The organism is Streptomyces sp. NPDC001904 (assembly GCF_040297005.1).
GTDB lineage: Bacteria > Actinomycetota > Actinomycetes > Streptomycetales > Streptomycetaceae > Streptomyces.
In genome coordinates this window covers 19,985-42,613 of sequence record NZ_JBEOYI010000025.1, presented here as the reverse complement: position 1 = coordinate 42,613, position 22,629 = coordinate 19,985, and the positions used below count along the sequence as shown (strand labels likewise).

Here is a 22,629-nt window from a genome sequence, read left to right as displayed (position 1 = left end):
ACTGGCCGTCGAGAGGCTTGCCGTCGCCCGGCTGCGGCGTTGGCGCCGCCTGTCCATCACAGGGAAACGTCATCAGAAGGCCGCACCCTCCTGGGAAGCAGGATCGAAGACTGCGGACGGCCCGAACATACGGGAATGCTTGTCTCCGGCCAGCGCCAGCGTGCCGCTCTCGTCCCGAGCGGTCGCGACGTCGGCCAGCTGGTTGACCACGGAGGGCTTGGCCAACTGTTGATCGCGCAGCTCGGGGGAGCGGGACATCAGAACCATAGCCGTGGTGCTGTAGCCCGACTCGAGCCATGATTCCCAGATCTTGTCACGGTCCTGTTCCTGGCCTGCGAAGAGATCTTCGCGACGAGGGTGACGTTCCGTGGGGGCGGACCGCGGGCTTTGGGCGTCCGGGCGCAACTGCACCCGGCGGCCGGATATGTAGGCGACGGACGCACCCTTGCGGATGGCGAAGTTCAGGGCCTGCGCCGCCGTGTCCACAATCGGTTCGCCCTTGTCGTTCAGGGACGTGTTGCAGAGCATCGGAATTCCGGTGCTCTGACGGAACGCCTCGATCGCCCGGTGCAGAAGAGGATTCGTCTCGGAGGTCAACGTCTGACGGCGAGCAGAATTGTCGAGGTGGAGGATGGCCGGCACCAGATCGCGCTTGTCCTCGCGCACGTATGCCGTCTCGAGCATGTAGGGCGAGGGCCACGGGTCTTCAAACCATTCGCCACTGTGCTCTTCCAGGACGATCGGAGCCACAGGGCGCCACCACTGCCGACTCTTCCAGTCGTTGAGCAGGTCCTTCGACTGAGAAGAACGGGGATCGGCAAGAATGCTGCGATGGCCCAACGCCCTCGGGCCGATCTCCGCCGCCCCGTCCACCCACACCAGCGGTCCCCGGGAAACGTCCTCGACGAACTGGGCTTCCGTGAAGTCCTGTACATCATCAATGAAGTCATCGAAGTGCTTCAACGCGGCTTCGATGTCCGTCGCTTCGGAGCCGTAGTAGGGACTCTTCAGACAGAAATCGGCGGCAGGGAGCTGACCCGTTCCCACGAATCCGAGGAGGCCGATCCCCAGTGCCTGCCCCGTGTCGTTGGCAGACGGAGGAATGAGAAGGCCCTTGAAGCCGTAGCGACGCAGGAGGAAGGAGTTGGTCGGACAATTGAGGGCGAAGCCGCCGCTCAGGGAGAGGTACGCCTGGCGCGGGTCGACCCCTCCCGAAGCGAGCAGCTGATCGACGTTGCGCACCATGACGAGCTCGCAGGCCGTCTGGACCACCTTCATCACGGCGGACTGAAGGTGTTCCTGCTCGGTGAAGCGGCTGTCCAACTCACGGGACCTCAGCTGGGATTCGGCCTCCCGAACGATGCCCTGAACAAAGGGAAGCGTGTCGACCAGCGGCACACGCCGACCGCCGAACAGCTGCAAGTCCTGCACGGCTGCCTCGGTGTCGAAGGCGATCTCTGTGGGGCACGCCGAGGCCAGAGCCATCAGAGTGCCGGGCTCCTTGGAGAACTCGGTCGAGGCGGCGTCATAGATGGGAGCCGGCGATTCCACCGGAGCGAAGTTGACGTTGCCCTTGTCGGAAACGCAGCCCGTGTACCAGTACTTCTTGCTCGTCTGGTCAAGACCGAAGTCCGGGCGGCCGTCCAGCGCGAGCCCGATGATGGTCTCGTTTCGAAAGACCTCGGAGTCAAGGAGCAGGCCGCTGTAGAGGTGGGCAAGGCTGTGCACCGGAAACTCTTCGCTGTCGGCCGGCAACTGAATCTCTGTGTGATGAGGCAGCCCGGGTGTGCCCCAAGACGTGCTCACGTCCTCGAGGGTCAGTCCCTCGGTGGCGAGCAGCTCGGAGAGAACACGGTTGTATCGATCGACGGTGAAGAGAGGCCAGAAATGGTGCTTCTGCCCACTGATACGCTCCAGCTCCCACACCCTGACAAGCTCGACCTGGGAATCACGACTACACCATAGCGCGATGTTCTGGTCATGCCGTGGCGCGATGACAGACAGGCTGTCTGGCGGGGAAATGTAGCTGGACAGAAAGTACGTCGCATCTGAGCGCACGGTCACGGGTTCCCCTTTTACGGTAGAGCAAGAGTGTTCATATGGACTCGTGATGTCGATGTCGGCCTTGGCCGAACGTCCGAGACCGGACCGGACTGGAGGGGGTAGCCGCCGATCAGGTACGGGCTGCACGGGCGCCCGCGGAAGGAGCGGCCACATCCGCGACGTCGTACCGGTCACGGACGCGACTCCATCCGCCACTGTGTACCGGCGTGCGGGTCTGTCCTCTGGATTGCCCGGCCCAGTCCTTGCGGACCCGCCGGACTCCTCGGCGGCTGCGGCGCCCGGGCGGGGTACCGGTCTTGGCTGCCGTGCTGAGCGGACGCGACTGCGCCGGACACTCGGGTCGATCGCCCGGTGACATACTCCGTAATCCCCACCGAATCTGCTACTGCCTACGCGCAGCGCATTGGGAATGCGGAATGAGAAGGTTCAGCTCGACTCCGTCTGAACAAGCCGATATTGATGCCCACCTGTGTTGATTCGGGAACGCTCAGGCTTATGGCAGCCGGAATTACTTCGTAGTGATCTCAGTCTGAGGGATCCGCTCTTCGACGAGACTGATGAACTCACCGACAGTATCTACCGTGAACATGTCGACAACGTCAATATCGACGTTGAACTTGGTCTGCGTCGATACCATCAGGCGAAGCAGTGAAACGGACGTGGCGCCGAGGTCGGCAAAAGTGCTGTCACGTGAGACTTCAAGGGGACTGAATATTTCAGAAATCTCGGACATCAACGCATCTGACTGTTCGTTCGACATTCAGCGTTTCCAGATCCTCGTTACGTGCAAGAGCTGTCGAGTCCAGCGATCGTATGGTGCTTGATCAGGAGCGTCAACCCCTCGGATGTGCGAGGTTGATAGTGGTGTTGATGCCCGCTGTGAACCTTCAACTCGCCCTCTGGCGGCGGTAGTTCAGCGGCCTGAGGCGTGCGCTGCAAGTAAGGCGATGGCTAAGTTCAAGGGGTGGACTGCATGGCGCGGCAAGGGCATCCAACGTGGGTGTGTGACATACGCAACGACCTTGCCTTGCAGTCAATTCATCTAGGGTAATGTCCGCCGGCAGCTCACCGTGTAACCACATCACTAGGGGTGCCGATGTCAGACATTTCCTTTCGGCCTCTCACGCCCATCACCGGCGCGGAGGTCACTGGCGTCGATCTCACGGCCGACCTGCCGTCGACCGTCGTCGCACGCCTGCGCGAAGCCCTGCTTCGCCACAAAGTCCTTGTTTTCCGCAATCAGCCGATGGACGACGAACGCCACGTGGCACTCACCGATGCCTTTGGCGGGGCCACGGCAGCCCACCCCATCGTGAAGGGGCTTCCCGAGGCCCCCGCCGTACTGCGTACCGTGCTCTCGGAAGACCGCCCAGGACTGAAGGAGTCGGTCGCAAATCCACTCAGCGCGAGCGTACCGAGGCGCATTCGTACCGAATGGCACATCGACAGCACTTTCGTCGTCAACCCCACCTCCATCACGATCCTGCGGGGCCTGGAAATACCCGAAGCGGGCGGGGACACACTCTTCGCCAACCTTGAAGCGCTCTACGCCGGTCTGTCCCCTTCTCTTCGGGGCTACCTCGACACCCTGCAGGCCATTCACTCCCGGCACAATCCATCACCGCAGCCGAACTCCGACGGCAAGCCGGCCGGCCCCTTCGCCGCACTCCACCCTCTGGTGAGCGTCCACCCGGAGACCGGGGAACGGAGCCTGTACGTCAGCACCGTGTTCCTGCAGTCGATCCGAGGTCTCAAGCCCCGCGAAAGCCAGGCCTTGCTGGACTTCCTCCTTGACGAGCTCGCCGGGCGAGACGAGATTCATGCCCGGGTCCGTTGGGAGAAGGACACGCTCGTCATGTGGGACAACCGCTCCGTGGCCCACGCCGGACCGGTGGACGGCCTCATGTTCGGGGAAGAACGCATCGTCCATCGCACCACTGTCGTCGGCGATGCGCTCAGCGGGCCTCATGGCTTTGGCTCGCGCTCCCTCATGGGGGGCCGGTTCGAGGCGCTGACCTGAGCATCACCAACGGCTGAGCCCCCGCCACATGGGCGAAAGCCGCCCGATCCCCAGGTCGGCCGGCCATCGCACGGGTTCGGTTCCCGGTCCTGGACGCAGTGAGTCTCCTCGGTGCTCCAGGAAGCGAGCCGAACCGGCGCCGTGGCGCGCCAACGGCGATGCGCACCGTTGCCCCACCGCCGACCCACAGGGGCCCGACACCACGCGTGTTCGAGAGAGCCGGGGGAACCCCGCAATCGGTGAGGTCGTGGTGTGGCGCCGGGGCGAGGACACACAGACAGATCGCAGTCGCGGCGGGGGCTCGACCAACGGCGCAGAACGGCAAGGAACCAATGATGACCACGGAGTTCACGGACCTTCCGGCACACAGCGATGTCGCGATCGTCGGGATGGCGGGACGCTTCCCCGGTGCCAAGGACCTCGCCGAATTCTGGGCGAACCTCAGCGATGGCGTCGAGTCGATCGTCACCCTGACCGATGAAGAGCTGACGGTGGCCGGAGTCTCACCCGAGGTCTTCGGCCAGCCGCACTACGTCAAGGCCGCACCCAAGTTCGAGGGTATCGACCTGTTCGACGCGGAGTTCTTCGGTTACTCCGCTCGCGAGGCCAAGATCATGGACCCGCAGCACCGTCTCTTCCTGGAGACTGCCTGGGCGGCGCTGGAGCACGCCGGCTACGACGCGGCCCAGTACGACGGCAGCGTGGGCGTCTTCGGCGGCGCCAGCACCACCGCCTATCTCGGGAACATCTTCAGCAACCTGGAGCAGGGCGAGGCCATCAAAGGCGAGAACGTCGGCCTGGGCTTCGAACTCGCCTTCCTGACCAGCCGTGTGTCCTACAAGCTTGACCTGCGGGGCCCGAGCTTCCCGGTCCAGACCGCCTGCTCCAGCTCGCTGGTCGCACTGCACGCCGCCTGTCAGAGCCTGCTCAACTACGAGTGCGACATGGCTCTTTCCGGAGCCGTCTCCTACAAAACTCCCGAGAACACCGGCTACCTCTACCAGGAGGGTGCCTTCCTCTCCCCGGACGGACACATCCGCCCGTTCGACGCAGACGCTCGGGGCACGGTCTTTGGCAACGGTGTCGGCGTCGTGGCGCTCAAGCGGCTGGAGGACGCGCTGGCCGACGGCGACACCATCCACGCCGTGATCAAGGGGTCGGCCGTCAACAACGACGGCGGAGTCAAGGCGAGCTTCACCGCTCCGACCGCCGGTGGACAGGCCGAGGTCATCACGGAGGCACTGGCTGCCGCGCAGGTCGACCCCGAGAGCATTGACTACGTCGAGGCGCACGGCAGCGGCACGGTCATCGGAGACTCGATCGAAGTGCAGGCGCTGTCCCGGGCCTTTGGCAACGCCGGCTCCTGCGCCCTCGGCTCGATCAAGGGAAACGTCGGCCACCTCGACGCTGCATCTGGCATGGCAGGCCTGCTCAAGACCACTCTTGCACTCAAGAACGAACTTCTGCCGCCTTCGCTGAACTACAGCCACGGCAACCCTGACATCGGCTTTGCCAACAGCCCTTTCCACGTCCAGGCCGAGCCGACACCCTGGCCCCGCACCGAGAACCACGCCCGCCGTGCCGGCATCAGCGCCTTCGGGTTCGGCGGCACCAACGCCCACGTGATCCTGGAAGAAGCCCCCGCCCTCGGACCCTCTTCTCCCAGCCCTCATCCCACCGAGACGCTCATCATCTCGGCCCGTACCGCCGAAGCCCTCGAAGAAGCCACCGACCGCCTTGCCGCCCACCTGCGCCGCGAACAGCCACACCTGGCCGACGCAGCGCACACGCTGGCCACCGGCCGCCGGACCTTCCCGCACCGCCGTAGCGTGACCGGACCCGACCCCGAGACCATCGCAGCCGCTCTGGAGGCCCGCGACCCGGCCCATGTCCTCACCCATCACGTCGCGAGCAGCACCACACCATTGGTGTACGTCTTCAGCGGCCAGGGCTCCCAGCACTCCGGCATGGCCCACGATCTGTACCGGCAGGAAGCCACCTTCCGCGCCTGCGTCGACGAGTGCGCCGAACTCCTCCGCCCGCACCTCGACACAGACATCCGAGACATCGTCTTCACCCAGGACAGCCGTCTCGACCGGACACAGTGGGCTCAACCCGCCCTGTTCGTCGTCGAATACGCCCTCACCCAGCTCTGGAAGTCCTGGGGCGTCACCCCCACCGCGATGATCGGCCACAGCCTCGGCGAGTGGGTTGCTGCTTGCCTCGCCGGCGTCTTCACCCTTCCCGACGCACTGCGCCTGGTCGCCCTTCGCGGCCGCCTCATGCAGGCCCGGGCTTCGGGCGCCATGCTCAACATCATGGCCGACCGCACCACCGTCGAGACCGCGCTCACCGAGGGCCTGTCGCTCGCCGCCCACAACGGTCCCCGCGACTGCGTCGTCTCCGGATCCCACGAAGCAATCCGGGCTTTCGCCACTCTCGCCGATGAGCACGGCTGGGCCACCCAGCCCGTCGCCACCTCACACGCCTTCCACTCCGGTCTGATGGAGCCGATGGTCGCGGAGTTCACCGCGGCCGTCGCCACCGTCGACCGCGGCACCCCGCAGACCCCCTTCGTCTCCAATGTGACCGGCACCTGGATCACCGACCAACAGGCGACGGATCCCGATTACTGGGGCCACCACATCCGCTCGACCGTCGAGTACGCCGCCGGCGTTCGGGTCGTAGCTGCCGAACCGGGAACCACCCTGCTCGAAGTCGGTCCCGGCCAGACCTTCAGCAGCCTCGCCCGCCGGATCCTCACCGGTGCGGGCGTCGAGGCCAACACCCTGGCCTCACTTCCCCACAAGCGGGACCGCAAGACGGCCTCGGAGACGATCCAGCGCACCCTCGCCAGCCTCTGGCGCACCGGCACCGCGCCCGACTGGGCCGCCTATTTCGCGCAGCAGGAGCGCCGGCGCATTCCGCTGCCCAGCTACCCGTTCCAGCAGCAGCGTTACTGGCTCGAGCCCCAGGAGCCGCAGGCTGTGGAGCACCACGCCTCCGGCCCCCACCCACTGCTGGACGAGGTGCTGCTCGAGACGATGGGCCAGTCCGTCTTCGCCACCCGGTTCTCGCTGGAGCGGCACTGGGTACTCGCCGAGCACAAGCTGCTCGGCGAGGCGATCGTCCCGGGAACCACCTACTTGGAGATGGCTCGTGCCGCTGCTTCGCAGCACTTCGGCCGACCGGTCACCGAACTGTGCGACGTAACGTTCTTGGTCCCGCTGCTGGTGCAGGAGAACGTCCCGCGTACCGCACACCTGACCCTCCGTGAGGTCGACGACCTGCAGGCAGAGTTCAGCGTCGCCAGCCTCGACCCGTCGGGAGAGCGCTGGACGGTGCACGTGCAGGGCACGGTCGGCGTCCGGCCGCTCTCCTCGCCCGCACCCCAGCAGGATCCGGAGCAACTGCGTCAGGCGTGCTCACTGGAGAGTGTGGACATCGCACTGCGGCAGACCGAGCACAAGGTGATGGACTTCGGCGACCGCTGGCGCAGCAGTCTGCCGACCGTCCACGTGGGCGAGCGCGCCGCGCTCGGTGTTCTCGACCTGCCCGAGCCCTACCGGGCCGAGTGCGCGCAGTACGCCCTGCACCCGACCCTGCTCGATCAGGCCACCGGCTTCAGCGGATTTGCGGTCCTGGAGTCCGCCGAAGACCGTCGGCTCGCCCTCGGCGACCGCGACTTCTTCCTCCCGGTCGGCTACGACTCCCTCATCCTGCACGGACCGCTGCCCGCTCAAGGCCTGAGCTTCATCCAGCCGCACCCCGAATACACGAACAACGCGGAGTTCCGCAAGGTCGACGTACTGATCTGCGACCAGTCGGGAGCCACAGCAGTCGAAATCCGCGGCTTCACCGTGAAGCGCGTCAGCGATGCCAGGCGCACCGTCGCCCAGCTGCGCCCGCACACCCGCCACCACACCCTTCGGTGGATACCGGCGCCGCCCCCGCAGGAGCAGCAGAAGGCGCCGCACCGGATGCTCGTCATCGGCGAACAGGGTGCCATCGGCAGTGAGCTGACTGCCGCGCTGCGCGCTCACGGTGCCAGCGTCACGGAAGCGGTACTCGCGGATCAGTGGCGGCCGCAGGCTGCGGACCAGTTCGAAGTACCCCCCACCGCCGAAGGTTTCGCTCGGCTGCTGGACACGTTCGGCACGCTACTTCCGGATGAGATCGTGCACGTCGCGGCCCCGGCGGACGGTGGCGTCCAGGAGGACCTGGCGGTGCTGCAGGCCCGACTCGACCATGGCGTGCACAGCCTCTTCCACTTGGCCCGCACGCTCTCCGAACGCGGCGTCGCCCCGGCCAGGCTCAGCGTGATCGCACCCATGGTTGCGCGAGTGCGCGGGACCGAGCCGGAGACAGCCGCAGTCCACGCCACGCTCTTCGGTCTCGCCAAGGTGATCGGCCAGGAGTACGACGCCACCGACGTGTTCTGCCTTGACATCGCCGAGGACACCGACGCCGAGGCCGTCTGCACCGAACTGCTCGGTGCACGCACACCCACCCTTGTGGCGCTGCGTGACGGTCTGCGCTACGTCGCCCAACTCGCCCCGGCGCACCTCGGTGAGGAGCCTACGGGCACACCCATGCGCTCGGGCGGCGTCTACCTGATCACCGGTGGTCTGGGCGGGCTCGGACTCACGGTCGCCGACCACCTCAGCCGTACGGTCCCGGGCGTCCGGCTGGCGCTGGTCGGGCGGACCAGGCTGCCGGAACGCGAGGAGTGGGCGGAGGTCACCGACGCCAAGCTGCGCAGCCAGATAGACGCACTGCGCACACTGGCGGACAACGGCGCCGTGGTGCGCAGCTTCTCCGGCGATGTCACCGACGAGGCGGCAATGGAGCGCGTGGTCGCCGAAGTTCGGGGCGAGCTGGGGCCGATCGGCTGCATCGTCCATGCGGCCGGGGTCGCCGGCGACGGCTTCCTCTTCCGCAAGGATGCGGAGACCTTCCGCCGTACGCTCGATCCCAAGGTGCTCGGCGCCAATGTGCTGGACCGCGTCACGCAGGACGACCCGCCGGATTACATGGTGAACTTCGGCTCCACGGTCGCCATCTTCGGAGCAGCCGGGCAGAGCGACTACACCGCAGCCAACGCCTACCTGGATGCCTTTGCCGAGCAGCGTGGCGCGCGCGGCAGGCGGACCGTGACGATCGACTGGAGCGACTGGCTGGACACCGGCATGGCGTTCGACCACGGGGTCCAGCAGGATCAGGGCTTCTTCCGGTCGGTGTCGATCGAAGACGGGCTCAGCAGCTTCGAGGAGATCCTGGCATCTACGCGCACGTCCGTGGTCGTCGGCGAGATCAACTACCCGAAGCTGGGCCGCTCCGACGGGCTCACACACATGTTGCGCAGCGCACCGCTGGTGCTGGCCGCCCCGATTGAGCAGGCCATCACCGCAGCACGTAGCGCCGACACCGCGTCGACCGAGTCGGCACCGACCGTGCCGTCCGACGAAGGTCTGAAGCTCTTTGGTAAGGAAGACGGCGAGTTCAGCGACACCGAGCGGGCCCTCGCCGGGATCTGGGCCCGCGAGGTGGGTCTGAGCGAACTCAATGTGCACGACACGTCGTTTGCGCTCGGGGTGGACTCGCTGGCCGCTCTCCGGATCGCCCAGAGTATCCAGAAGGTCCTGGACATCCGAGTCTCGATGGTCGACCTGTACCGCTACGTGACGGTCGCGGACCTCGCCGAGTACCTCGATACCAGGGACGCCCAGGCCTGAAGGATCTGAACCGATCCCTCAGTCCCACAAGGACGGTGTCTCGGGAGCATCCGTAGGGCGGGTGTGACCGGTGCGGGCCGCCGCGGCCCGCACCGGTCACACTTCCAAACTGCCTGTCAGGGGCGACTTTGTTCCGGGGCTGAGCTCGCCGGAGTAAACCCTTGACACGGGCAGAGTGGCCTAAGAATATGTATCTCATAGTGGATGAGTTGTGCCGCATACTTCTGCGCCACCTCCACGATGACGTGTTCTCGGATGAGTCAGAGCCCTGTGGCTGATAAAGCATCCAGAAACACCCCTCCTCCGCATTTCGACGGCAGCTGACGGCCCTCGTGCCATACCACTTCCCAGGCCTCGGCGGGCTGCTCGATTTCCTCACCGAGTTCGCGGCAGCGATGCGCATTGTTCAGTAACCACGTATGAAGAGATTGGCTGGCTCAGTGGAAGACATCGATGATGTCGCCGGAGTCCAACAGGGACTCGGTAACGCGGTGCAGCCGGCCCCGCCACAGGACACCTCGAACCCAGGAGCACAGGACGTGGGAGCCTGGTTCGAACTGTGGAACGTTCAGCAGGGTTTGTGGCTCCAGCACCAGCTCGACGAAGGCCGAGCGGACGCCAACCTGCCAGTGTGGAAACACCTGCACGAGGCGGTGGACGTGGATGTGATGCGCCGCGCTGTGGCCGTCCTCATCGAACGGCACCAGGCGCTGCGACTGTCCTTCCGAGACACGGCGGACGGCCCCCGCCAGAGCGTGCTGCCCGAGCACACCCTCGAAGTGCCGCTCGTCGACCTGGGCGGCGCGGTCGATCCCGAGGCCGAGGTGGAGCGGCTCATCAAGGCTGAGAGTGCGATCCCCTTCGAGGACCTTGGCACCCCACCAGTACGGGTGAAGATCTTTCAGCTGGCGTCCGACCACTACTGCCTCTACGCCAACCTGCACCACATCATCGCGGACGGCACCAGCATGGGCATCCTGATGCGCGAGCTGCTGCTCTCCTACCGAGCTCTGGTGGCCGGCGAACCACCGGCACTGACAACGCTCGCCACGACGTTCGACGCGTTCGTGCGAGACCGGCAACAGTGGCTCTCGAGCACGCAGAGCCAAGCCATGGAGGCTTACTGGCTCGCTCAGTTGGCCGCCCCGCTGCCGCGGCTGCGCATCGGCGATCACGATGCACCAGCCGAGGAAGTGGTGAACGAGACGCTGGAATTCAGCGTCGACACCGACCTCACCGCAGGACTGACGGCGTTGGCCAGACAGTTGCGCGTCACGCCGCACGTCCTGCTGCTGAGCGCGTTCGTGGTGGCCCTACGAGACATCGGCTCCAACGACGACATCGTCGTGTGTGTCCCGTTCTCCGGTCGCGACACCAACAAGCTCGACGGAATGGTCGGCAACTTCGTCAACCCGCTCTCCGTGCGGATAACGATGTCGGGCACCGACGCGTTCGGTGACGTCGTGCACCGGGCCCGAGCGGCGAGCATCGGCGCCTACGCGAACAGCCGCTATCCCTTCACCCGGCTCCTCGACAAGCTCGACGCCGAGGCTCGACCCGGCAGAAACCCGATCTTTTCGAGTTCCTTCCAATTCGCCGATTTCCTGCCGCCCGCGAACCAGACGTCACAGCTCGACCTCTGCTTGTTCGGCAGACCGGACGGCGACCAGATCGTCATGCGCGCCAACTACAACTCCCGGCGGCTGGCGAAGTCTGAGGTCCACGAGATCCAGTTGGGTCTCCTGGCCGTTCTGCGGCAGGTCGTCGCGGACCCGGCGATCTCGCTGGAGGCGCTGTCGGAACCCCTGCGCGAGGCACGTCAGGCGCGTTGGACGCCGCAGCCCGGCGCCCGCCGTCGCCTCGGCACGCTCCGAGCCTCCCGCCCCACGACACCGAACGACTGAGCCCACCAAGGGCCGGTTCACCGGCACCGGAGTCTTCACCGAGAGGAAAAGTCCATGGAAGAGCAGCGTCACGACGACGAGTACGTCGTGGTGATCAACTCCGAGGAGCAGTATTCCGTCTGGCCGCTGGGCCGCGAGATTCCCGCAGGCTGGCGGGACGCGGGTGAACAGGGTTCCAAGGATGCCTGTCTCGCGCACATCGATCAGGTCTGGACGGACATGCGGCCGCTGACCCTGCGCCAGGAGATGGCAGGTAAGAGCGGACGATGAAGGCGCTCGTCAGGCCACTGGCCAACCGGCCGCAGGCGGAAACACGCTTGTTCTGCTTCCCGTACGCCGGGGGTGGTGTCTCCGCCTTCCGGGACTGGGGCGCCTCACTGCCCGACGACATCGAGCCGTGGGCGATACAGCTTCCGGGCCGCGAAGACCGTTTGGGGACGCCCCCGCTCGATCGGATGGGCGATGTACTCAACGCTCTGGTGCCGGCGATCATCCCGTACCTGGATCGCCCGTTCGCCTTCTTCGGGCACAGCATGGGGGCCCTCGTCGCCTGGAACCTGAGCTGCTCACTGCAGCGGATGGAGGCTGGTTCACCCAGGCGGCTGTTCGTCTCGGGCTGCGCAGCCCCCCAGGTCAGGGCGGAAGTCGTGCCGCAGTACCACGAGGCTCCGGACGATGAGCTCATCGAAAGGCTGCGTGCCTGGCGGGCCACTCCGGAAGTCGTTCTCACCGACCCGGAACTGATGAACCTGCTGCTTCCGGTGATCCGTGCCGACCTTGCTGTCGTCGAGACCTACCGCTTCCGTGGTGCGCCCGCACTGAACTGCCCGGTCTCCGCATTCGGCGGGACCGAGGATGACCCCGCAGGCAACGCGTCACTGCCGCGCTGGGGTGAGCTGACGGGCGCGGACTTCGATCTGCGCATGTTCGACGGCGATCACTTCTTCCTGCATTCCGCACGGGCGGCCGTGCTCGGCGAGATCGTCCGCCGACTCAGTGCTACGTCACACGTCAACGGTCGTTGACCGAAGGCTCTTCGCAATATCTGTGCTCCTTATCGACCGAATAGGTGGAGAAACATGTCGCAGCGGTCCGTAGTGGACGTTGTCTCGGATGTGTGGACGGCTGTCCTTCGGACCGAGATACCCGGCCCGGATGCCAACTTCTTCGCACTGGGTGGCAATTCGCTGCAGGGTGCCAGGGTCATCAGTCGTCTGCGCGAGGAGCTGGAGATCCGCATTCCGCTCAGTGTGCTCTTCGAGGCACAGACCCTTTCCCAACTGGCCGCCGCCATCGAGGGGCTGCAAGACGTGGCGCCCACCGGGGCTCTGACCATCGAGCCGCTCGCTGCACGCACCGACGATGTCTTCCACGCCCCCACGTCGTTCACACAGCAGCGTCTGTGGGTGGACGAGCACATCCAGGGGCCGAGCTCCCGATACAACGTCCCCGTGGCGAACGAGCTGGTAGGCCCGCTCGACGCCACCGCGTTGGAGCAGGCTGTCCAGGCACTGGTCGACCGACACGACGTCTTCCGTACCACCATCAGGGCTGTCGACGGAGTACCGGAGCAGGTGATCCAGGGCAAGGCCACCCTCCCTTTGACCGTGATCGACCTCCGAAGTGAGCCGGAGGAGAAGCAGGAGCAGGCCCTGGCCGACCTCCTTCTCGACTCCGCCCAGCGGCCGTTCGACGTGGAGAAGGGACCGCTGCTGCGGGTGGAGCTCTACCAGCTGGACGAGCAGTGGCACGTCCTGTTGATCAACCTGCACCACATCATTACTGACGTGTACTCCTTCGAGCTCGCCATGTCCGAGCTGCTCGAGCTGTATGCGGCAGCCGCCGACGGGACGCTTTCCGCGACCGAGAAACCCCCGGTGCAATACGCCGACTACGCCGCCTGGCAGCGGCGCACGATCAGTGGAGACGCTCTCGACCGGCAACTCGATTACTGGAAGGACAAGTTGCGCGGTCCGCTGCCCGTACTGGACCTGCCGACCGACCTGCCACCCCGGGAGAACATCGCGAGCCGCGGGGCATCGGTGAGCATCGAGCTGCCCCGAGCGGTGTCCCGTCGGATCCGGGAGCTGTCACGGGACAACAACGCGACTCCGTTCATGACCATGTTCACCCTGCTCAACGTGCTGCTCAGCCGGTACAGCGGGCAGACGGACATCGTCGTCGGCATCCCCAGCGCCAACCGGGACCTGCCTGAACTGGAATCCATGCTCGGGTGCTTCCTCAACACCCTCGCCCTGCGCAGTGATCTGTCGGGCGACCCGGCGGTGACCGACCTGCTCGACGGTGTACGGGTCCAGATGAAGGAGGCCTTCGCCCACCAGGACGTTCCCTACGAACGAGTGGTCAACGCGATCTCGACCGACCGTTCCTCCCGCCAGGGACCGTTCCGGGTGATGCTGGCGTTCCAGCACGAAGTGCCGGCGCCGGAGCTGGCCGGGCTCACCGTCACCGACGTCGACCTCGATCTCGACCTGAAGGCAGTCAAGTTCGACCTGGTGTTCAGGGTCGTCGAGACCGAGTTCACCTACCGCCTCGCTCTCGACTACAACACCGACCTGTTCCTCGAGGACAAGGCCTGGCGCATCCTGGAGCACCTGAGCGTCCTCACTGCCGATGCCGTGGCCGCGCCCACCAAGCGTGTCTCCGAACTCAAAGTTCTCCCCGACACGGAGCGTCGCCAGCTGGAGAAGTGGTCCAGCGCGACCTGCGGACCGTATCCGACCGACCGCTTCCTGCACCGAATGTTCGAAGAGCAGGCGCGCCAGAACCCTGACGCGGACGCGGTCGAAAGCGGCGACGAGCGCGTCAGCTATCGCGAACTTGACCACAGGGCTGACCGCTTGGCGGCGGAACTGGCCGCGCGCGGCATCGGCGCCGACGACCTGGTCGGCCTGTGCGCCGATCCCTCGGCGGATCTCATCATCGGAATTCTCGGCATCCTCAAGGCCGGGGCCGCATACGTGCCGATCGACCCGCTCGCACCGATCGACCGGATGTCGTACGTCGTCGCGGACAGCGGTATGAAGATCCTGGTCACTACGCCGGAGCTGCGCGAGCAGCTGCCGGACGCGGTCTGCTCGAGCATCGACGTGGTCAGCACCGGCGCCCTCACGGGAGAACACACCACCGAGCACAGTGGGCAGACGCCGGCCGGCTCCGGAGACGGCACTCACCGCCCCACACTGCACCCGTCGCAGCTGGTGTACCTGATGTACACGTCCGGGACCACCGGCAACCCCAAGGGTGTTGGACTGCCGCACACCGCGATCACCCCGTGGATCCAGTGGGCCCAGGACATCCGACCCATCGGCCCTGGAACCCGGGTGGTCCACAACCTCTCGTACCACTTCGACTGGTCCGTCGAGCAGATGTTCCATGCTCTGACCGCCGGCGCGTGCCTGGTCATGCTGCCACGTGAGGTGCGCGCCGACGGACGGGCCACCGCCTGCTTCATCGAGGAGCGGTCGATCCACATGCTGTATCTGACGCCCACCCAGATGCGCGGCATCACGGATGCCGACATCAAGATGCCCACGCTGCGCCACGTGTCCATGGGCGGTGAGAACCTGGACGCCGATCTGGTCGCCAGGACGCGCAAGGTCGTCTCGGCGCAGTGCGAGATCTGGAACGAGTACGGGCCCACGGAGACCGCCGGCGCAGCGCTGGTCGGCCGCATGGGCGACGAGCCGGTGGAGCGCAGCTCCATGCCGCTGGGCGAGCTGATCGCCAACGCCTCCTGCGCGGTGGTCGACCGCTGGGGCAACCTGCAGCCCATCGGTGTCCCCGGCGAGCTGTGGATCGGCGGCGACGGCGTCGCCCGCGGTTACCGCAACCGGCCCGGCTTGACCGCCGACCGATTTGCCCCGGACCCCACCAGGCCCGGCCGTCGCCTCTATCGCACCGGCGACCTGGTGCGCCGCCTGCCCAACGGGGAAATGGAGTTTCTCGGCCGGGTCGACAGCCAGGTCAAGATCCGAGGCGTGCGGGTCGAACTGGAGGAGATCGAGTCGGTCCTTCGCGGGCACCCTGACGTGACCAATGCCGTGGTCGTCCTGGAACGCGACCAGCGGCTGGTCGCCTACGTGACCCTGCTGGTGGGCAGCGAACTCGACGAAACCACGCTGCGCGCTCACCTCGCGCCCAAGCTGCCCATCGTCATGCAGCCGGCGGTGTTCATGTGGCTCGACGCGATCCCCCTGTCGCCGACCGGCAAGGTCGACCGCCAGCGCCTGCCGCGGCCCAGTGCGGCTACGGTCGCCGAACCGACCGTCGTGGCACCGCGCACCGACACGGAACACACCGTGGCGGCAGCCTGGAGAGACGTCCTCAAGCTGGACGAGGTGAGCGTGGAGGCCAACTTCTTCGAGGCCGGCGGAGATTCGTTCTCCCTGTTGGCAGTCGTCAGCAGTCTCAGGAACGAACTCGGACTGGACATTCCGGTGCGCTCGCTGGTCGACACACCAACCATCGCCACGCTGGCCGCACAGATCGACTCGATGCGCAGGACGGCATAGTGCCGGTGGCCCGGCCGGCCGCAGCAACCGGCCGTCCCGCACGCGTGGCGGCCGGTTCGCTCTCGTGAGCCCAGCGGTTGCGTCGCACCGCGCGACCGAGATCCAAGAGCCCGTGCTCATACCCGAAGGGGAAGCCTTGTCCGCGCAGTCAGTCAGGATCGTGGGAGTCGAGTTCGGCCGCGAGCCGATCCCTCGCTCGTTCACCACGCTGCTTCCATCGGAGCTGCAAGCGAGCTACGTTCCGATCGATCCGCTGGACAACCCCACCCTTCCTGGGGCCATCTGCGCCATCGAGGCCCAGGCGGACTACTGGGCAGCCCAGTTGGCGGTGGATCCGGTCGTGCCGACAGTGGTCCTCGGTTACTGCTCCGGGTCCGGCTTCGCCTCCGAACTCGCAGCCCGGCTGGGCGGTGATCCCCGTCTGATTCTCGTCGACCCCGGTGCGCCGGACGCTCATGAGGCTCAGGAGCTCCTGATCGAACTGGCCACAGCCATGGACGAAGATCTGGCACCGCAGGACGTGCCCCAGATCCTGGGCCAGAGCCCCGACGACGCCCTGGCCGTGATCGGTGACTTCCTCACCGCGACGGTCCAGCGGTGTGCCCCGGAGCTCGATCAGGACATTGCCGAGAGCCTGACCCGGCATCAGCGCGGCTGGATGAGCTACACACTCGCGGCCGGTGCCCATGGCAGCGTGCTGCCGAAGGAACCGGTGCACGTGCTGCTCAGCGAGGCGGCCGAATGGGAGCACACCGGTCCCGGCGAGGTGCACCGCTTCCCGGTGGACCCGGTGGCCCTGTTCACCAGCACGGCTGCTGCTCAGTCCGTTGCGACGGTGGTCGCGGCCCGCCTGTAGAAGTCCGTCCGTAGCCACTGCCCGGTCCGGGCGAGCGGTCTGCCCTGCACTCACGCAGAGGGGTCAACACCATGGAAGTCAGCTGTCCCTACCGACACGACAACGGACTGATGCCCATCGATCCGTGCATGGACTATCTGTCCATCCGGGATGCTGAGCCCGTTCGGCGCGACGACGATCTCGGGGTCTGGATCGTCACCGGCCAACGCCAGGTGACCGAGTTGCTGCGCCATCCCGCCCTGTCATCCGCCTGGCCGGAGCGCGGCACGACGCGGCTGCACCACGAGCGGTCGGGCACCACCGACGTCATGCGCACCGCTGACATCGTGCGGCGTTGGTTCATGTTCAACGATGCCCCCCGGCATCAGCGCCTGCGCGGCCTGATCGCCCCGCTCTTCTCCGCGAGCCGAGTCGCCGCACTCCAGCCCTTCGTCGAGGAGTCCGTGAACGATCTGCTCGACAGCGTCACCGAGCAGATCGACGTCATGTCCGAACTCGCCGTACCCCTGGCCAGCCGAGTCGTGTGTCGAGTGATCGGGCTGCCACAGGAGGTAGCTCCTCGCATCGCGAACTGGGCCTCCGACATTGCCGCCCTCCTGGTGGCCGACTACCTGCCCGACGTGGTGCGGCGCGGGACCCTCGCCCTCGAAGAGATAGAGAAGGCGGTGTCCGCTGCGCAGTCCACTCAGGCCGGGTCCGGCGGGACCGCGCTGGAGATCCTGGGGGAGGCGCACCAGGAGGGCAGGATCGAGGAGCAGGACGTCGCCGCCACCGCAAGCCTGCTGGTGTTCGCCGGGTTCGACACGACGTCGTCGTTCGTGGGCAAGGCGGTTCGTGCCCTCATGCACAGCGGGCAGTGGGACATGGTGACCCCGGAGCGGATCCCCACGCTGGTGGACGAGCTGTTGAGGTTCGACACCTCGGTCCAACAGGTGGCACGAGTGGCAGCCGAGGAGGTAGAGGTCGAAGGCCACCGTATCCAGCCGGGCGACCTGGTGCTGCTGATGCTGGGAGCCGCCAACCGCGATCCTGCCGCCCTTGAGAATCCGGACGTTCTGGACGTCGATCGGCGCAATGGCAGGCACCTCGCCTTCGGTTACGGGGCTCACTACTGCCTGGGCTCCGGCCTGGCCCGCCTTGAGGTCGCCGCAGCCCTCAACGGTCTGATCCGACGCTGGAGCCGAGTCGAGCTGGCAGAGCCGCCGGTACTGCGTCCGCACCACGGCGTCACCGTCATGGAGCACTTGAGGCTGAACATCGGCACCCGAACGTCCGCAGCATCCGGGGCCGTCTCGAGGCCGTCAGAGCCGTCGTGGCCCTCAGAGTAGGAGTGATTGTGAGTGGGATGACCGCACAGAGCACCGTGCCGCAGCTGATCGAGGAATGGGCGGGGCACAGTCCCGACGCGGTGGCCATCGTCCTGGGGACGGCGACGGCCCCGTCGCAGAGCCTGACGTATCGCGAACTGTGGGAGGCCGCCGGGAAGGTCGCCGACCGGCTGACCGCGACGGACTCCTTCCACCCCGGGGCGCTCCTCGCCACCCTGTTTCCGCGTGGAATCCAGGGCGTGGTCTGCCAGCTCGGTGCATGGCGTGCGGGTGCCGCCTATCTTCCGGTGGACGGAGCGCTTCCCGAGGCGCGACGTACCGCGATCCTCAGCGACGCCCGGCCTTTCGCGGTCCTGTCGCCCGGCGGCAGTGGACCCGCCGATGTCTCGCTCGTCCTCTGGCCCGACGCCGCATCGCACGCAGGGCAGGACGGCCACCCGGCGATGTCCGATGCCGAAGTGGCGTACGTGATCTATACCTCCGGTTCCACCGGCACCCCCAAGGGGATCGAGGTCGGCCACGCGAGTCTGGGCAACCTCGTTGCCTGGCATCAGGAGACCTACCGAACCGGACCCGGCGTCCGCGTCGCGGCCTTCGCCGGTCTGGGATTCGACGCATCGGCATGGGAGGTGTGGTCGACGCTTGCCGGCGGTGCCACGCTCGTACTCCCTGAAGGCGTCGCCACGGCAGACATCGACATGGTGTGCCGCTTCATCGACGACCACCGTGTCGAACAATGCTTCTTGAGCACCCCGCTGGCCGAGCAGGCCTTCACGATGAGCAGCCCGCCCCAGTCGCTCAGGGTCCTCACCACAGGTGGTGACCGACTCCGGGTACGACCGCCCGCCGACTTCCCGGCAGCTGTGTTCAACCACTACGGCCCCACCGAGGCCACCGTCGTCACGACGGCCAGCGGCGATCTGCGCGAGCCCGCACAGCACGAGGCGCCGGTGATCGGACGCGCCATCTCCGGCGCCGAGGTCCGACTGGTGGCCGAGGACGGATCCATCGTGACCGCTCCGGGCACCCCCGGTGAGCTCCACATCGGTGGCGACATCCTGGCCATTGGCTACCTGCGTGACGAAGCGATGAACCGCAAGCAGTTCACGCAGGACCCGGACGGCGCCCGGTGGTACGCATCCGGCGATCGCTGCCGTTGGACCACGGAGGGGGAACTGGAGTTCCTCGGGCGCCGCGACTCCCAGGTCAGTCTGCGCGGACACCGGGTGGAGCTCATCGAGATCGAGCAGGCGGCCCTGCGCGTCGTCGGGGTCGACCAGGCCGCGATGACCGTCCGCCCCGACCAGGACGGGGGCGAACTGGTGGGGCTCTACTCGGGCCCGGCCGCCGTGGATGCCGTACGCGCCGAACTCGCCGACGTACTCCCCGCGTACATGGTGCCCGCCACCCTGCTTCGGCTCGACTCGATCCCACTGAACGCCAACGGAAAGATCAACCGGGCCGAACTCCTCGATCTTGCCCAGCTGCCGTCCGCACCGGCAGACAGGCCGGTGGAGGTCGCCGCGACGATGCTGGATCCGACGCAGGAGAAGCTGACGGAGATCTGGAGCGAGGTGCTCGGCCGAGCACCCGAGCCGAACGACAACTTCTTCGAACTCGGCGGCCATTCGCTCAAAGCCGCCCGCGTGCTGAACATGACCCGCAAGGCCTTCGGCATTCCGCTGCCCCTCGAAGTGATGTTCAGCAGCCCGGTCTTCGCGGACTTCACCGCACAGGTCGAGGAGCAACTCCGCACCAAGGGGGACTGACGTATGGAGACGATCTGGGACCTGGTCCGCGCCCAGGCGGACCGCACCGCCGAGGAGCCCGCAGCCGTAGGCGTGCACGTGCACGCCTACCAGGACGTGATACGGCAGGCCGAGTCCCTGGCCGCTCTGATCCGGCAGACCGTGGAACCCGGCTCGTTGCTGGCGCTGGAGACCTCAAGTCCAGTGAGCGGGGCGATCGCACTCCTCGCGGGCGCTCGGGCCGGCTGCGCGATCCTGCCGATGAACCTGGAGAGCCCGCCGGCGCACCGCGAGCTCATCTTGGACGATGCGCGTCCGGCAGCCGTGATCCGCGCCCCCCAGGAGGCCGAATTCACCGTCGACCGCCTCGACACGATGCCGGCCGCGGACACGGACGGCCGCGACCTGCACGACGTGGCCTACGTTCTGTACACGTCCGGATCTACGGGACGGCCCAAGGGAGTGATGGTCCCTCATGATTCCCTGGCCTCACGCATCCGCGCGCTGTCCCTGGTCCCCGGCCTCAAAGCGGGGGAGACCATCCTCGCCATGACGGCGCTGTCCTTCGACATCTCGCTGGCAGAGATGCTGGTGCCCTTGATCGTCGGTGCCAAGTTCGTCGCCGTACCTGTCGAAGCGCGCACAGATCCCGACGCCTTCGCGGAGTTCCTCGCACTCCACTCACCGGACGTCATCCAGGCAACACCCAGCTTTTGGCGTCTGCTTCTCGCGACCGGAGACGAAGACCTCTCGTACGGGTGCCGGGTCTGGTGCGGGGGAGAGGCACTCACTCCGAGCCTCGCCGCGGCTCTTCTCCCGCGCAGCAAGCAATTGTGGAACCTCTACGGTCCGACCGAGGCGACCATCTGGGCCACCGCTGCACGCATCGAGCACGCCGACACCGTCTCGCTCGGCGACCCCCTTCCGGGCTGCGCCCTCTTCCTGGACGAGGAGGAGATCTTCCTCTACGGCGAGGGCCTGGCGTCCGGGTATCTGGGGCGTCCGGATATCACCGCCGAACGATTCTCCGTCCGTACGACACCCCAAGGCCCGGCGCTCACCTACCGCACCGGCGACCGAGGCCGGTGGGCGGCCGACGGTTCCCTCGAGTACCTGGGACGGGTCGACGCACAGATCAAATTGCGGGGTCACCGGATCGAGCTCGGCGAAGTGGAATCCGTGATCGAGGAACACCCCGCGGTGACGGAGGCAGCGGTACTCGTCCGCCATGCCGACCGCCCGGAACGAGCCTTCATGGTCGCCTTCGTCGTCACCTCCGAGGACCTCACCACCGAGACGCTGAACACCTGGATCCGTTCCCGGCTGCCGGCGAGCCACTGCCCGAGCAAGGCCCGATTCGTAGGGTCGTTGCCCCGCAACAGCTCCGGAAAGATCGACCGTGCCGGGCTGGCCGACGCCGACCTGTGACGAAAGCACACGCAATGAACCCTGAGACGGAAGCGGTCCGTTCTGCTGTCCTGCAGGCGTGGCGCGACACCCTCGAAGCCGAACCCGCATCGGACGACGAGAACTTCTTCGAAGCCGGCGGGAATTCCATTCTGGCCGTCGCACTCCAGCGACGGCTGGCCAAGGCACTCGGCCACGCCGTTCCACTGCGGCAGATCCACGACAATCCCACCGTGTCCGGCCTGCTCGGCATCGGCAGCGCGAACCTCCCGTCCGGCCCACAGCAGGACACCGACGAGAGCGCGGCACTGAACCTCTACTGCCTTCCCTACGCAGGCTCCTCGGCGCGGATGTACGCGCACTGGGATGACATCCTGCCGGCAGCCGTGACCGTGAAACCCCTGGAACTTCCCGGGCGGGGTGCACGCTGGTCCGAACCGGCGCTGGACCAGATGCCGCGTCTGCTCGAGGACTTGGCCGACGCCATGGGCGAAGCACGGCACACCCCCTACGCCCTGTTCGGCCACAGCTTCGGCGGTGTGCTCGCCTTCGAACTTGCCCGGCACCTTGCTGAGCGTGGCTTTCCCGCGCCGCAGCGCCTCATCGTCTCGGCTTGCCCGGCCCCGCACGAGGCCACCCCGCTCGAGACCACCCATGACCTGTCGGACGAGGAATTCACCGACCGGCTGCGGAAGCTGCGTGGCACACCGGAGGAGCTTCTGGAGAACCAAGAGCTGATGGAGCTGTACCTTCCGACCCTGCGCGCGGACTACATGATCCTGGACCACTACCAGGCACCCGGGTTCGCCTTGCTGAAGTGCCCGATCTCCGTGTTCTACGGCGCCGATGACCACGATGTTCCGCGGGCCGCGGCGGGGGAGTGGGCCTCCTACAGCAATGGCACCTTCGCCGCCGAGGAGATTGCCGGCGATCACTTCTTCCTCCGTGACTCCGAGGAAGAGCTGCTGACCAAGCTGGCGCTGCTCCTCGGGTGCGGGTCCGTCGAACACAAGTAACCTCCGAAAGCTAGGA

The 22,629-nt window shown here is 66.6% G+C and carries 13 protein-coding genes; 11 read left to right on the top strand and 2 right to left on the bottom strand.

What is annotated here, in order from left to right; genetic code table 11:
- Positions 1–72: 72 nt before the first annotated feature.
- On the bottom strand, positions 73–2,064 hold the full coding sequence (locus tag ABT127_RS30985; protein WP_351457178.1) for a carbamoyltransferase C-terminal domain-containing protein: 1,992 nt from the start codon (positions 2,062–2,064) through the stop codon (positions 73–75).
- A 508-nt stretch (positions 2,065–2,572) separates the two neighbouring features.
- Positions 2,573–2,824, bottom strand: a complete 252-nt coding sequence (locus tag ABT127_RS30980) for an acyl carrier protein (protein ID WP_351457175.1) — start codon at positions 2,822–2,824, stop codon at positions 2,573–2,575.
- A gap of 336 nt (positions 2,825–3,160) precedes the next feature.
- Between ABT127_RS30980 and ABT127_RS30975 the strand changes: the two genes are divergently transcribed.
- The 11 genes from ABT127_RS30975 to ABT127_RS30925 all read left to right on the top strand — a co-directional run bounded on the left by ABT127_RS30975 (position 3,161) and on the right by ABT127_RS30925 (position 22,613).
- On the top strand, positions 3,161–4,084 hold the full coding sequence (locus ABT127_RS30975; protein WP_351457172.1) for a TauD/TfdA dioxygenase family protein: 924 nt from the start codon (positions 3,161–3,163) through the stop codon (positions 4,082–4,084).
- A 335-nt stretch (positions 4,085–4,419) separates the two neighbouring features.
- Positions 4,420–9,819: an SDR family NAD(P)-dependent oxidoreductase gene (locus ABT127_RS30970; RefSeq protein WP_351457169.1), complete on the top strand. Its 5,400-nt coding sequence runs from the start codon at positions 4,420–4,422 to the stop codon at positions 9,817–9,819.
- A 440-nt stretch (positions 9,820–10,259) separates the two neighbouring features.
- Positions 10,260–11,723: a condensation domain-containing protein gene (locus ABT127_RS30965; protein ID WP_351457166.1), complete on the top strand. Its 1,464-nt coding sequence runs from the start codon at positions 10,260–10,262 to the stop codon at positions 11,721–11,723.
- A gap of 54 nt (positions 11,724–11,777) precedes the next feature.
- Complete coding sequence (locus tag ABT127_RS30960) at positions 11,778–11,993, top strand: MbtH family protein (RefSeq protein WP_351457163.1); 216 nt, start codon at positions 11,778–11,780, stop codon at positions 11,991–11,993.
- A complete protein-coding gene (locus tag ABT127_RS30955; RefSeq protein ID WP_351457161.1) occupies positions 11,990–12,748 on the top strand; it encodes a thioesterase II family protein in 759 nt (252 codons plus the stop codon). The genes ABT127_RS30960 and ABT127_RS30955 overlap by 4 nt, the downstream gene beginning before the upstream one ends.
- Before the next feature lie 54 nt (positions 12,749–12,802).
- Positions 12,803–16,258: a non-ribosomal peptide synthetase gene (locus ABT127_RS30950; protein WP_351457158.1), complete on the top strand. Its 3,456-nt coding sequence runs from the start codon at positions 12,803–12,805 to the stop codon at positions 16,256–16,258.
- A gap of 136 nt (positions 16,259–16,394) precedes the next feature.
- Positions 16,395–17,114, top strand: a complete 720-nt coding sequence (locus tag ABT127_RS30945; protein WP_351457155.1) for an alpha/beta hydrolase family protein — start codon at positions 16,395–16,397, stop codon at positions 17,112–17,114.
- A gap of 110 nt (positions 17,115–17,224) precedes the next feature.
- A complete protein-coding gene (locus tag ABT127_RS30940) occupies positions 17,225–18,442 on the top strand; it encodes a cytochrome P450 (RefSeq protein ID WP_351457152.1) in 1,218 nt (405 codons plus the stop codon).
- Between the two features lie 17 nt (positions 18,443–18,459).
- Positions 18,460–20,211: a non-ribosomal peptide synthetase gene (locus ABT127_RS30935; RefSeq protein ID WP_351457150.1), complete on the top strand. Its 1,752-nt coding sequence runs from the start codon at positions 18,460–18,462 to the stop codon at positions 20,209–20,211.
- Positions 20,212–20,214: 3 nt separating this feature from the next.
- Entirely contained in the window at positions 20,215–21,618 is a 1,404-nt protein-coding gene (locus ABT127_RS30930; RefSeq protein WP_351457147.1) for an amino acid adenylation domain-containing protein, read from the top strand.
- A gap of 14 nt (positions 21,619–21,632) precedes the next feature.
- Positions 21,633–22,613 carry an alpha/beta fold hydrolase gene (locus ABT127_RS30925; RefSeq protein ID WP_351457144.1) on the top strand — a complete coding sequence of 327 codons (981 nt, stop codon included), beginning with the start codon at positions 21,633–21,635 and terminating at the stop codon, positions 22,611–22,613.
- The last annotated feature ends 16 nt before the right edge of the window (positions 22,614–22,629 follow it).

Bases quoted from the DNA above. Each gene is read 5' to 3' on its own strand.
- ABT127_RS30980 (WP_351457175.1), bottom strand. From the start codon at position 2,824: ATGTCGAACGAACAGTCAGATGCGTTGATGTCCGAGATTTCTGAAATA.
- ABT127_RS30940 (WP_351457152.1), top strand. From the start codon at position 17,225: ATGCCCATCGATCCGTGCATGGACTATCTGTCCATCCGGGATGCTGAG.
- ABT127_RS30950 (WP_351457158.1), top strand. From the start codon at position 12,803: ATGTCGCAGCGGTCCGTAGTGGACGTTGTCTCGGATGTGTGGACGGCT.
- ABT127_RS30970 (WP_351457169.1), top strand. From the start codon at position 4,420: ATGACCACGGAGTTCACGGACCTTCCGGCACACAGCGATGTCGCGATC.
- ABT127_RS30955 (WP_351457161.1), top strand. From the start codon at position 11,990: ATGAAGGCGCTCGTCAGGCCACTGGCCAACCGGCCGCAGGCGGAAACA.
- ABT127_RS30975 (WP_351457172.1), top strand. From the start codon at position 3,161: ATGTCAGACATTTCCTTTCGGCCTCTCACGCCCATCACCGGCGCGGAG.
- ABT127_RS30930 (WP_351457147.1), top strand. From the start codon at position 20,215: ATGGAGACGATCTGGGACCTGGTCCGCGCCCAGGCGGACCGCACCGCC.
- ABT127_RS30935 (WP_351457150.1), top strand. From the start codon at position 18,460: ATGACCGCACAGAGCACCGTGCCGCAGCTGATCGAGGAATGGGCGGGG.
- ABT127_RS30925 (WP_351457144.1), top strand. From the start codon at position 21,633: ATGAACCCTGAGACGGAAGCGGTCCGTTCTGCTGTCCTGCAGGCGTGG.
- ABT127_RS30960 (WP_351457163.1), top strand. From the start codon at position 11,778: ATGGAAGAGCAGCGTCACGACGACGAGTACGTCGTGGTGATCAACTCC.